This is a genomic window from Microcystis sp. M_OC_Ca_00000000_C217Col, from assembly GCF_007095585.1.
Classification (GTDB): domain Bacteria; phylum Cyanobacteriota; class Cyanobacteriia; order Cyanobacteriales; family Microcystaceae; genus Microcystis; species Microcystis panniformis.
In genome coordinates this window covers 1-12,254 of sequence record NZ_SFBV01000015.1, presented here as the reverse complement: position 1 = coordinate 12,254, position 12,254 = coordinate 1, and the positions used below count along the sequence as shown (strand labels likewise).

Genomic DNA, 12,254 nt, shown 5'->3' with positions numbered 1-12,254 from the left:
CTGACTCCTGACTCCTGACTCCTAACTCCTGACGACCGACTCCTGATAGCTAAAAAGCGGATAACTGTTCACTGAGGGCGGATTTAATGCGTTGGTTGCGGATTTCGCCAGCGTGGGTGACACAGGCACTATCAATGATGTCATCGGCAAAATCGAGGTTTAAACCGCCCTCTTTGCTGACTAAAAGCTGTAGCAGCATTTGCAGGTTTTTGGCGTACATCTGGCTGGCATTGGTGGCCACTGTGGCAGGAAGATTAACGGCTCCAACGATTTTTACCCCATTTTCGATGATTTCTCGTCCCGGTTGGGTGTAGGCGCAATTTCCGCCCTGTTCCGCCGCTAAATCAACGATTACCGCCCCCGCTTTCATGGTGGCGATCATTTCTTTGGTGACTAGCAGCGGGGCCTGTTTCCCTGGTACTTGGGCGGTGGTGATCACCACATCAGCCCGCTTAATTGGTTCCGTTAGGGCTTGACAAATGCGCTCCTGTGTGCTAAGAGAAACCTCTTTGGCGTAACCGTTATCGGCGACGGTATCTTCTTCTAGGGGCATTTCAATAAATTTCGCCCCGACACTCTGCACTTCTTCTTTGACTTGGGGACGAATATCAAAAGCCTCCACCACTGCCCCCAAACGGCGGGCGGTGGCGCAAGCTTGCAATCCGGCAACTCCTGCCCCCAATACCAGCACCTTGGCTGGGGCAATCGTACCGGCGGCGGTAGTCATCATCGGGAACATTTTCGGCAGCTGCACGGCGGCGAGGAGTACCGCTTTGTAACCGGCGAGGTTAGCCTGAGAGGAGAGGGCATCCATACTCTGGGCGCGACTACTGCGGGGAATTAATTCCATGCTCAAAGCGGTGATCCCGCGATCGGCTAATTTGGCAATGCGCCGGGGTTGACGCAGGGGATCGAGAAAGCCGATGAGAATACCCCCATTTTTGAGGCGATCGATCTCGCTATCGCTAGGAGGGACGACTTTGAGAATAATATCGGCAGTTTCATAGATATATTCGCTGTTTTCGCTCAGGGCGGCTCCCACGGCACTATAGGCACTATCGGCAAAGTTGGCACTAATTCCCGCCCCATTTTGGACAATTACCTCAAATCCCGCCTTGACTAAACGGGCGACGGTATCCGGCACTAGCGCCACCCGCGCCTCGCCTTGGTCACTTTCTTTGATTACGCCGATTTTCATGGCTGGGTTTCTCCTTAATAAGTCCTTCTCTTGTCTTATGCTGTTAGGGTAAGGGTTTCGTTAAATGCGATCGATCCCCTGGGATAATTTCGAGTCAAAATTGCTTTTCACTTCCATCCTAGCTATCCTCACCTTTCTGGCTCTTTTTCGGGGTGAATCTTAGGATTATCTTCAGAATTAAAGGGTTTTGAGCGGCATTGCTTGGGTATTTTTTATAATAATGAGGTACAAGTTTCTCTTTTTTGGGAACGCCAGAACGGTTAACATTAACTGGTCTTCGGTCGTAGATACCAATTTAGGTTATACTTCATCTTTATGAGAAAGGCTGTAAGTTGTTTCTCAGTTCTCCCTCACCGAGATTATAAACTAATAAGCAGAGGGACATTAAGAATAACATTGCCTCGATTCTTTCTGAGATTTTGACAAAAAAACTATTGTGCTATCCATTAAGAAATTACCTTAAAGTTTCTAAAATTAATGACAAAGGTAAATCGAGGGCTTGAGCAATTTGTTCAGCAGTTAGCCCTAATTGCACCAGTCTGGGAACGGTTTCTAGTTTTGCTTCTTTTAATTTTTCTTCAATTATCAAGTTTTCGGTTTCAATTATATCAGAATTATCCGTGGCTAAGTTTTCAGGAGATTGAGGGGAGTTAGGACAAAAATTAAGTTTGTCAATTTGTCCAGAATTAACCAAGTTATTGCTACTATTAGTAATTATTAATCTTTCAATTGCTGATCGAACATTTGATTTGTTTAAATCTTCGCCTAATGCTTCTGAGAGAATGTGCCAAAGTTCATAGGCTTTATCTCTAGCATGACCTTCACTGCATTTATAATCTTGGGCGATTTGAGCATATTTATAACCATTAAAAACGCTTTTTAAAATCCCCAATTGTAAAGTATCTAGGTGTTTTCCTGTTTGCCTAAAAACCACCTCATCAATAAGTTTAAAAATCTCTTGAGTATCCATGTTAATGACTTTTTTGCCCTCAGCTAGATTACCGTCATTATCCGTTATTATCCGACTTTTGTAAAGAGGCTTAATAAAAATCCCGACAATATCCGTTGTTTACCGTTTAGTAACTAGCATTTAATAAATAAAAAAATGAAGAATTAATTAAAGAACATATTGATAGTCGATCCAAATGTTATTTTTATGTTAGTCGGATAGACTAAAAACATCAAATGAAAGTAGAGTGTTAAATATGGCGAAAATTGACGGTATTCAATTACCTGCTGACTTAAGTGGTAGCTTAGGAGGCACTCCTGAAGAAGCTGCCAAAGTCTTTTTATCTGCAGCAAGTAAAGGTTTAGCTAAAGTTATTGCTGATGCACTTGTGGATGCAGTGGGAGAAACCATAGGAGATGGTGCCGCTCCTGATTGGACAAAATTAATTACAGGTGCTGCAATTAATCTAGACTGGGAAACACCTCCTAAAACTCTTCCTCAGAGAGTAGTTACCCTTGCTCAGACGGGGGAAAATGCTCTAGGTGGTGTGTCTGTTGGAATTTCTATTAATGCTACGTTTTAGAATCACTGTTCTAATGATAATCAAGAGTAACAAAGTTATGCTGCTGAGTTACTCTTTTTCCAATTACTTTATATCACTCCCAGAAAAAATCGATGCCTTTAAGAGTTGAACAAGGAAAGCCGATCATTTTACAAGCAGCAGCTTTTGTAGCTTTTGTCAGCGATGATACCCTAGGGCAAGCCACTAGAATTAACAAAATCACTTGGATTAAACAAGAACAAACCCAATGGTGTTGGGCGGCTTCAATGCAGATGGTTTTTCAGCAAAATGATGACATCACAACACAGCAATGTAACCTTGCCAATGTTGCTTTTGAATTAACAGGTTGTTGCAGTTCACCTAATAGTTCATTATGCAATAAACCCTTGCCGATTCTTAATATTGCTCCTATGTGGGTAAGGTATAGTTTTAATCCAATTTATATTAATGGTTTGATTGAATTTACCACCTTACAAACTGAACTTGATAATCAACGTGCAGTAGAAATCGGTTTTAAATGGAATGGAGGAGGAGGTCATGCTGTTTTAGCAGTCGGTTGGGATATAATTGATTCAGTCCCCCAGGTCATCATTTATGATCCTTGGCGGGGTGAAATAATTATTCCCTACGATCGAGTTAAAACTGCCTATGGCGAAGGTCAATGGCGATGGACATGGATTAATATTAGGAGATAAACTAAAATGGCACATTTTAAAACTTTACCCGATGACGTTTTAACTCAATTACAAAGAAAAGTAGGTTTTAGCTTGTCTAGAATAACTGAGTCTCTCGGTGCAGTTTCCCCTGCTTTGCATGAAAGTGTAGATGTCTGGAATCTACCCGCAAATGCAGTGGTTGAACCAAGCAACGATTTAACCCGTTTAGCTCGTCCATCAGGGCAATGGCATCTGCAAGTAAAATCAGATAATACCCCGATCGCCTATGCTCGCTCTAGCAGCCTTGGCAGTGAACCTACAGATTGGTCTGTGGATGGAATTTTTCAATCGGAATTAGCAGAAAAATTCGATCAAGCTATTAGCTGGATTGATGAAAATATCCCTGAAGAAAATATCATAGTCAGATTATTAGTGATTCCAGCTTATCAAACCCATGCTTTATGGTTGATTGACGAAAGTAACATCAATAATCAAAAAATTCTTGTTATTGATGCTCCTCTTGAATATGGCTTTAATTTACCGCCCAGGATTGATAAACCTCAAGAAATAGAGCAATTTCTTAACCAACTACGCTCGGTTAAACACGCTGAAGGATTAACGGAATAGGGTGGATAATTCTGCTCGGCAAAACCTAATCAGATGTTTAATATCGACAAAGCTGCCATTGTGCGACACTAACAACAGGGATAAGCTGCCCGCGTATTTAAATTGCTTGTTGAGATGAGGCAAGAGGCAACAGTAAAGGGATTGGGGGAGAACTAATCTAAGGATAGGCGGTTAAAATGCGTCTTAGCTTATTCCCTATCTCAACAACAAAATTAATAAATAGAGACGTACCGTAGATAATACGTCTCGACGCTCTCAAAGTTTTACAGTTCTTTTAACTTCGATCGCAATTCCTCTAATTCCGCATCCACTGCCGAATCCCTGACGGTGGTTGCTTGGGGTAAAGTGGGTTGACTACTAGAAGCTGTACCGGGTAATGCTCCCCCGGACATTTGTGCTTTTAGCATTGCTAATTCATCATCCACATCGCTACCCGATTCTAGTGCAGCGAATTGACGTTCCATGTCGCTACCAGTGATTTCACCGATCGCTTGACTACGGGCTTCTATCTGCATAACTTTTTCTTCCATGCGCTCAAAAGCGGACATGGAACTACTGGTATCGATACTGCCGAGGGTTTTTTGGATTTCTTCGTTAGCTTTTGCGGCTCTGGAGCGAGCTACTAACATATTTTTCTTGGTTTTTGCCTCAGAAATCTTACTTTCGAGCGCAATCAAGTTTTTTCTTAGACTTTCTACCTGTACTGTTTGCTGATCCAGTTGATTTTTGAGAATGGCGGCGGTTTCCGTGAAATCTTTCTTGCGTTTAAGAGCTTCCCTGGCGAGGTTTTCATCCCCTTTAGAAAGGGCTAATTTGGCTCTTTGTTCCCATTTATTGGCTTCTGACTGGTCTTTGCTGTATTTTTGTTCCGTTTGTCGTTGTTCAGCGATCGCTCTAGCGACCGCTTGACGTACCTGTACTAGATCCTCTTGCATATCACTGACAGCTTGTTCCAGCATTTTTTCTGGATCTTCAGCCTTGCTCACCATATCATTGAGGTTAGCTCGGACAACTCGGCTAAGGCGATCGAATAAACCCATGACGCTCTTGTTCCTCTCGGTGTGTACTAAATCAGTTAACTGTTCTTAAAATTTCCTATCTTGCCTAACGGCTCATCCTCTAATTTGACACTCTCCGCCCTAAAAGTGCGGAGATTCTTGGGCTGAATCCGGCCTCTACTAACTAAGTTAGCTTTGGACTTACAGTTTCATATCTAGTCCGACTACACCTATAAGGCAAGCACTCTTAAAGACTACTCCCCAAGCGTAAATTTCTGTGTGTCCCACAGTATTTAATTGTTTTGGGTTCTGACAGTTTGGACTTAATTAAACACCATTGACTGTTAGAAATTTTGAGATCACGGAGTAGGACGTTTAACCTGTTTGCTCACGTTCTCACGGTCGGAACCACTTGTGGGTATTTTAGCACAAGGCCATCCTAAAAGGACGGGGTTTTCAACCCAAATTTCTGATCAACTACAGAAGCAATCAGCAGTCAGTATTCATCAGTCAGATGTGAGTTTACTGATTACTGATTACTGATTACTGATTACTGTTCACTGAAAATACACCCCACACCCCACACCCCACATCACTCATCCAAGTTTTCTTGTTTTAACTTGAGTAATTCCGCTTCAATTTGTTTTTGTCCCTCCAAATCTTGGAATTGTCGCTCTAAGGGGTCTTTATACTGGATTAAATCGGCTTGGGATTCGGCTTCTAGGACTTTTGCTTCTAATTTCTCGAAAATAGTCCCCATCTGACTGCTGTTCAAACTGCCCATAATTTCTTGAGCTTTTTGGCTGGCGCTCGCTGATCGCAATCTGGCCAGATAAAGGCTTTTCTGTGCTTTCATCTCAGCATATTTGCGTTCAATTGTCAAGAGTTCTTTCTTTAATTTTTGTATAATAGCCGTTTGTTGTTGCAGGGAGGTTTGTAGGGGGGTGATCTGACTTTGATAGGTTTGCCATTGGCTGAGAGCTTGACGGGCGAGTTCCTCGTTACCGTGATGTAGGGCTAATTGGGCGCGTTCGTGCCAAGTTTGCGCCGCTTTTTCCTGTTGTTGTCGTTGGCGCTCGGTGCGTTTCTGGGTAGCGACGGCTGCCGCCAGGGCTTGTCGCATTTGGATCAATTCCCCTTCCATCTCCAAGATCGCCTTTTCCAGCAGTTTTTCTGGATCTTGATTTTCCTGAATCAGACTATTGACTTGGGCGCGAATTGCTTGGCCCATGCGCTCAAACAAACCCATTACCGTCCTCCCGATACCAACCCTAATAGTTTACCGAAGTGCCGCTCCTATCAATAATGATAGAACTAGGGACGGGGGACTGGGAGGGATCGGCTGTTTCTGGGGGTGCCGGACTACTGGGAGAGGGAGAAGGGGATACTTGTAATTCTGGCGGTAACTGTTTCATTAACTCCGTGGCATCCTGTCGGTTTTGATTAGCCAGACGACGGGCTTTTTCCCGTTGAAAAAAGGGTAAATTAGCGGGTGATTCTTCTCTTTGACGCAATTCCTCTAACATTCGTTCGTTAATTATCGCGGTCGAGGGGGCGGGGTTGACTTGGGGCGGTGGCGGTGGTGGTGCGGAAACTAGGGAAGATGCTGGAGGGGTACTGGGGTCCGGGGGGGCGACGGGTAAAGATTGCTTGATCTTACTGACGGGTAATTGATGGGCCGGCATTGGGGATGGTGGCGGATTCGGGGGTAAGAGGGCATTAGTCAGATTGATAGCGGTGGGGGGACTCTGAACCACTGGTGGGGCGGGAATGTTAGTTATCGGGCTAGTTTTAACCGGAGGAGCGGGAATATTAACGATCGGACTGGTTTGAGGAGTTTTCTGTACTGGACGAGCGATCGCTATCAATCGCTCGAGGTGGCGGGAGTTATTTGGGTGCTGCTCGCGGGGGGAATTCTCAGCTTTGCTCGGGGTGGGGGTGGTGCTGGTTAACCATTGATTGAGACTGAGGAGACTATTAGCAATTAAAAAGATCACCATTGCCCGGATGCCCCAAGGGGTAAAAAAGACATCTTTAGCTGGGGGATAGACGTTAATGACAGCAGCTTCTAGGTATTCTGGTTCCTGAGCGGGATCGATGGCTGAACTGGGTTGATGGACGATCGAGAGAGGCAAATCTTGGGAGGATGGGGATCGATCGGATTTCATGAGGGTATTAAAGGTTATGCTGAAAAGTTAGCAGGTTTTTTCGTCCTAGTCTAACGTGGTACTCTCTAGATTTTCCAGATGTCTTTACATTCTCTTGACAAAATTTTGGCGGCTATTACTCAACAGGCGGGTTGGGAAGAATATCGCCACTATGAGCAAGTGCTGCAATTATGGCCAAAAATTATTAATCCCCGTCTGCTGGAGCAAACCCGGCCTTTTTCCCTCAATCGCGGGGTTTTATCGGTGGCTACCAGTAGCGCCACTTTAGCACAGGAATTGTCTTTACAACGCTATAGCTTATTAAAACGGCTTAATAGTCAGTTAGAGACTCCCCTGAGCGATATCCGCTTTTCTGCTGCCCGTTGGCAGCAAGATAGTCAGTTAATTCCTCTAGAAGCGATCGCACCTAAATCCCTGAGAGATCATCCTAGTTATGTCACCCCGGAAAAACCGCCAGAAAATCCCCAGCAACCGGACAGTTTAGAGAGTTGGAGCCAGAAAATACTTCAGAGAAATCGAGCCTGGCCGATTTGTCCTCGTTGTCAGTCTCCCAGTCCCCCCGGAGAGCTTGAGCGTTGGCAATGTTGTGCTTTTTGTTTTGCCCAGTCGGGCGGAGTAAAAGATTCAATTTTTTTATAGTCTTGTGGAAAGAGTGCTTTTGAGTCGGGAATCAATAGGACTATCTTTTCTGTCTTAATTGAACCTGTATTCATCAATTCTATTCGGCTAAGGCTTGATCCCCGGTTTGTTATCGGCGATACTAGAGCCGATAACCGCGGCCACAACTGAGTTAAACTCCTCTGTTTTGAGACAGTGCTGCTTTTTGCAAAGTAACTGTTAAAAGATTCTAAAAATAAAATTTTTTTTGGGGATCACTAAAAACTATATGGCGTATCAGTCCTAGCTATGCTAGTCAGGAAAATACCCTTGGCACGGGGTAGGACAATATTACACAGAGCGAAAAGAGAGTCATCCCTTGAGTTCCTTATAATCATCTTCCTTTTAAAGCCAACCCATGCAAGCCGCAAACTTTCTTACTTCTTCCTGTCGATACTGCCGATACTATCAAACCCAAGGTCGGCGCGGTGGCACTTGTCAACAACTAGATGTTCCCGTCGAAGCTCATTGGAAAGCCTGCGCTCTAGCGATGCCTCCTTTTGGCACTGAATGGCAACAACTCAATCGGGTGGTTAGTTTAGAACAGTCTCTAGAATTAACCTGTGCAGTGTCGCCCACTCCCGTGGTGGTTTCCCCTAGTCGTCATGCTCCCCGACAACCGATCGCAGTTTAGAGTGTCTAGGTCCTAAACAGGAGCAAAAAATTGGCGTTGCCCATTAAAAATATGAATTCACCCTCCCACATCTTTCAGGGCGCTATTTTTGAGATAATAGATGAGTTGATTGCTAAGATAAAGCTGGGAAAAGCAGAATTGCTGTAGAAAGTATTCAGGAGTTGAGAGTTGGGGTTTTAGGGTTTTGGGGTATTAGTTGAAATTCCCCTATCTCCCCACACCCCATACCCCACACCCCACACCCCGCACCCCACTTCCCTATAATTAATGTCGCCAGAATGCCCCTGATGACTTCTCCTCGTCCCCTAAAAATTGGTATAGTTGGCACAGGGTTCGCCGCTCAACGTCGCGCTGAAAGCTTGCAAGCAGACGATCGCGCCCAGCTTCTGTATTTTAGCGGTAATAGTCCCGAATCAATCGCTAATTTCTCGCAAAAATACCAAATTTCTGCCCTAGATTCGGCAATAAGCCTGGCCAGTCATCCTGATCTCGATCTGATTGTCATTGCCAACGTTAATCAGGCCCATGCCTCGATCGCCCGTACTGCCTTAAAATCTGGTAAGCACGTTATCGTCGAGTATCCTCTGGCTTTTCACCCGGCAGCGGCAGCAGAATTAATCACCCTAGCCGAAACCGAGAACAAATTACTGCACGTCGAACATATTGAACTTTTGGGGGGACTGCATCAAACCCAACAGCAGTATTTAGACAGCCTCGGCAATATCCACCTAGCCCGTTATACCACAATCGCCCCCGGCAGACCAGCACCCCGGCGCTGGACATTTCATCGGGATTTATTCGGTTTTCCTTTAATTGCTGCTCTTTCTCGTATCCATCGCTTTACTAATTTATTTGGGGAAGTGGAGTCCGTATCCTGTCATTGTCGTTATTGGAATGTCCCAGAATCCAATTATTTTCTGGCCTGTTTGTGTGAGGCGCAGTTATTATTTAAAAATGGCTTAATTGCCGAAGTTACCTACGGCAAAGGGGAAGTTTTTTGGCAAAATGAGCGAACTTTCACTATTCATGGTGAGGGGGGCAGCTTAATTTTTGAAGGGGAAACAGGGCAGTTAATTAATAGTGAAGGTAGCCAAGCTTTAGAAGTGGAAACCCGTCGTGGTCTTTTTGCTAAAGATACCGCCATGGTGCTAGATTATCTGTTCGATCGGGTTCCTCTTTATGTTACTCCCCAAGCCAGTCTTTATGCCCTAGAAGTGGCCTATGCTGCCTATCAATCTTCTTTGTCGGGAAAAACAGTTTTTCTCGGGGCCAATTAAACCGACTTAGACTTTTTGAATTAACTTTCTGCCTAGTAAACCCTGGGGACGAACTAACAACATAATAAAGAGAATAGCAAAAGCGATCGCTTCTCGATAACCGGAATATTCTGCGGGAACAAAAGCTTCGGCAATACCCAATAATAAACCACCGATTACCGCTCCGGGGATACTTCCCAATCCCCCTAAAACGATCACTCCTAAACCTTTTAATCCGAAAGCAATGCCGAAATAGGGGCCAGCGATACTAACACTAGAACCGACTAAAGTTCCTGCTAAACCTGCCAAGGCACCACTAATAAAAAAGGTAATCACAATAAATTTTTCGGGATTGATACCCAACAAACTGGCAGTGGTAACATCTTCAGCTACCGCTTGTAAAGCTTTGCCCATTTTGGTAAAATTAACCCAGTAAGTTAGTAAAGCTACCATAACTGCTGAAACCAGAAAAATAATAATCTGAATTGTGCGAATTGCCACCGGGCGATCGGCTGTACCGAAATTAATTGCGGGGGGAAGATTGCCATAGATCCCATCGGGAAAAGTATAAATTTCTGCCCCGAATAAGTATTGAATGACATTGACAATCACCACGGCTGCCCCTAGGCTAGAAACCAGAGTTAAGAGAGAATCGGAACCCCGTACCCGGAGGGGTTTAAAGGCCAATCTTTCCAGAAGAACCGAGGTGAAACCTGAAAGGATACAGCCTAGCAAGAGTGCTAAAAAAAAGGGTAAGGAAAAGGGTAATTTGGCATTAGCCAATAAACCATTAAACCCGAAAACTCCCCCCGCTAGAGCGTAGGTAAAATAGGCACCGAGGGTAAAAATTGCGCCATGGGCAAAATTGATAATCCCTAAAATGGAAAAAATCAAAGTGTAACCGAGGGCAAAAATAGCATAGACACTACCGATCGATAAACCGTTTAAAACCTGTTGAAAAATCGTTACTAGATCCATTGTCAGGGTTAGCTAGGGTAACTTTTGATTATAACTGACGGTCGCCACCACATCCGGTAAAGGACGCTGCAGTTTATATAACCAGAATAAACCGAAAATACCAACAGCGATCGCCGCCAAACTAATTATTTGTGCCATTTTCAAAAGCCCAAACATTAAACTATCGGTGCGTAGTCCCTCGATCCAGAATCTACCTAGACTGTAGGCGATAAAATAGACTAGGGTAAGGGTGCCAATTTTTAATTTACTGGGGTGTTTTAACCCCCAGAAAAATAGATAGATGAGTAGGGCAAAAACTGCCAGATTCCAGAGAGATTCGTAGAGAAAAGTGGGGTGAAAATAATCGACGGTGATATATTTTAAAGGACGACTAGCGGGAGGAATAAACAACCTCCAAGGTAAATTAGTCGGACTGCCAAAAGCTTCCGAATTAAAAAAGTTACCCCAACGTCCAATCGCTTGACCGAGAATAACTGAAGGAGCCACCAGATCGAGTAATTGCCAAAGAGAAACTCGATTAATGCGAGCAAAGATTAGGGCTGCCAGCAAACCCCCGATAATTGCCCCGTGAATAGCGATACCTCCCTTCCAAATGGCGATAATATCAGCAGGATTTTGCGCGTATTCTTGCCACTGAAAGAGAACATAGTACAAACGGGCTGCAGGTATGGCCCCCACTACTAACCAAATAGCCAAATCAGCGATTAAATCGGGATTGATCGCTCTTTTTTGGGCGAGGTACTGGGAGAGGGTGACACCCAATAATACCGCCATAGCGATGAGAAATCCATACCAGCGCACCGAAATCGGTCCGATCTCCCAGAGGATCGGGCCGGGGGACTGAAAGACAAAACCTAAGAGCATAAAATTATTAAGAATAAAAAATTTTATCTTTCCTATAGTATCTTATGCTATGATTGAATACGGTAATACATTTGCGGATGTGGCGGAATTGGTAGACGCGCTAGATTTAGGTTCTAGTATCTTTTTGATGTGTGGGTTCGAGTCCCTCCATCCGCATTAACCTTCGGGTCGATGAAGTGTAACCTGATTTGGTATTGACGACCGACGACCCAAAACAAAGACTTCTTACCGATTCAGGAGAGAGGCGACTTCTCGTTTTAGTAAATTCAGGCATTTTGTTCGATAAATAAGGATTCTTTCAGTTCAAAAACTCTTTGGTTTGTAAGTACCTAAGCAAAATTAATTACACATTTCGATAAAGCTTTTGCCTCTTGCCTATTGCCTCTTGCCTGTCTTCACTAGGAAATTTATTTTGCATGACTACTTATTTTTTCCTTTTGACGGCTGACTCAGACAATGCTGACTCAACCAGAGGTTTTAAAATTTTTTAGAGGAAGTCTAATATCATTTTGCAAAAGTAATGACAGACTTAGTTGGTCATTAAACCTCTTGCCTAATTAATTTTTGATGGTTCAAAAATGAGAAAAATAGGCTCTTCTGGTTTTCGTGTGTTAATTTTTGTTATGAATTAAAGCAAGCAAACAGCTTAAGTCGAAGATGTTCAAAATTGGTAAATCCATAACTCATTCTTTTAATAAGCTTTATTT

Annotated in this window: 13 protein-coding genes and 1 tRNA gene; 7 read left to right on the top strand and 7 right to left on the bottom strand. The window is 43.9% G+C overall.

Annotated elements, in window-relative coordinates:
• Window positions 1-49: 49 nt before the first annotated feature.
• Complete coding sequence (locus EWV66_RS00800; protein ID WP_072926350.1) at window positions 50-1,198, bottom strand: Re/Si-specific NAD(P)(+) transhydrogenase subunit alpha; 1,149 nt, start codon at window positions 1,196-1,198, stop codon at window positions 50-52.
• A 454-nt stretch (window positions 1,199-1,652) separates the two neighbouring features.
• Complete coding sequence (locus tag EWV66_RS00795) at window positions 1,653-2,168, bottom strand: helix-turn-helix domain-containing protein (RefSeq protein WP_052276287.1); 516 nt, start codon at window positions 2,166-2,168, stop codon at window positions 1,653-1,655.
• 235 nt (window positions 2,169-2,403) lie between these two features.
• Here EWV66_RS00795 and EWV66_RS00790 point away from each other — a divergent pair, with 235 nt between their 5' ends.
• From EWV66_RS00790 to EWV66_RS00780, 3 genes are all read left to right on the top strand, one after another.
• Entirely contained in the window at window positions 2,404-2,730 is a 327-nt protein-coding gene (locus EWV66_RS00790; RefSeq protein WP_052276288.1) for a hypothetical protein, read from the top strand.
• A gap of 92 nt (window positions 2,731-2,822) precedes the next feature.
• Window positions 2,823-3,404, top strand: a complete 582-nt coding sequence (locus EWV66_RS00785) for a C39 family peptidase (RefSeq protein WP_052276289.1) — start codon at window positions 2,823-2,825, stop codon at window positions 3,402-3,404.
• 6 nt (window positions 3,405-3,410) lie between these two features.
• Window positions 3,411-3,992, top strand: coding sequence for a hypothetical protein (locus EWV66_RS00780; protein WP_072927103.1), 582 nt, complete (start codon window positions 3,411-3,413; stop codon window positions 3,990-3,992).
• 263 nt (window positions 3,993-4,255) lie between these two features.
• On the opposite strand, the gene EWV66_RS00775 is transcribed toward EWV66_RS00780, so the two are convergent.
• The 3 genes from EWV66_RS00775 to EWV66_RS00765 all read right to left on the bottom strand — a co-directional run bounded on the left by EWV66_RS00775 (window position 4,256) and on the right by EWV66_RS00765 (window position 7,158).
• The gene (locus EWV66_RS00775; protein ID WP_052276292.1) at window positions 4,256-5,032 is read right to left on the bottom strand and encodes a PspA/IM30 family protein; all 777 of its coding nucleotides are present in this window, start codon (window positions 5,030-5,032) and stop codon (window positions 4,256-4,258) included.
• Window positions 5,033-5,582: 550 nt separating this feature from the next.
• Complete coding sequence (locus tag EWV66_RS00770) at window positions 5,583-6,239, bottom strand: PspA/IM30 family protein (RefSeq protein ID WP_052276293.1); 657 nt, start codon at window positions 6,237-6,239, stop codon at window positions 5,583-5,585.
• 22 nt (window positions 6,240-6,261) lie between these two features.
• Window positions 6,262-7,158 carry a hypothetical protein gene (locus tag EWV66_RS00765; protein ID WP_287108908.1) on the bottom strand — a complete coding sequence of 299 codons (897 nt, stop codon included), beginning with the start codon at window positions 7,156-7,158 and terminating at the stop codon, window positions 6,262-6,264.
• 78 nt (window positions 7,159-7,236) lie between these two features.
• Here EWV66_RS00765 and EWV66_RS00760 point away from each other — a divergent pair, with 78 nt between their 5' ends.
• From EWV66_RS00760 to EWV66_RS00750, 3 genes are all read left to right on the top strand, one after another.
• Window positions 7,237-7,797: a DciA family protein gene (locus tag EWV66_RS00760; protein ID WP_052276294.1), complete on the top strand. Its 561-nt coding sequence runs from the start codon at window positions 7,237-7,239 to the stop codon at window positions 7,795-7,797.
• A 376-nt stretch (window positions 7,798-8,173) separates the two neighbouring features.
• Complete coding sequence (locus EWV66_RS00755; protein WP_052276295.1) at window positions 8,174-8,449, top strand: hypothetical protein; 276 nt, start codon at window positions 8,174-8,176, stop codon at window positions 8,447-8,449.
• Window positions 8,450-8,727: 278 nt separating this feature from the next.
• Window positions 8,728-9,726, top strand: coding sequence for a Gfo/Idh/MocA family protein (locus tag EWV66_RS00750; RefSeq protein WP_052276296.1), 999 nt, complete (start codon window positions 8,728-8,730; stop codon window positions 9,724-9,726).
• A gap of 6 nt (window positions 9,727-9,732) precedes the next feature.
• Here the strand turns inward: EWV66_RS00750 and EWV66_RS00745 are convergent, their stop codons facing one another.
• Together EWV66_RS00745 and lgt are read right to left on the bottom strand one after the other, a co-directional pair.
• On the bottom strand, window positions 9,733-10,683 hold the full coding sequence (locus EWV66_RS00745; protein ID WP_002757675.1) for a branched-chain amino acid ABC transporter permease: 951 nt from the start codon (window positions 10,681-10,683) through the stop codon (window positions 9,733-9,735).
• 12 nt (window positions 10,684-10,695) lie between these two features.
• Window positions 10,696-11,547, bottom strand: coding sequence for a prolipoprotein diacylglyceryl transferase (gene lgt, locus EWV66_RS00740; protein ID WP_052276297.1), 852 nt, complete (start codon window positions 11,545-11,547; stop codon window positions 10,696-10,698).
• A gap of 73 nt (window positions 11,548-11,620) precedes the next feature.
• Between lgt and EWV66_RS00735 the strand changes: the two genes are divergently transcribed.
• Window positions 11,621-11,703, top strand: a tRNA-Leu gene (locus EWV66_RS00735).
• Window positions 11,704-12,254 lie beyond the last annotated feature (551 nt).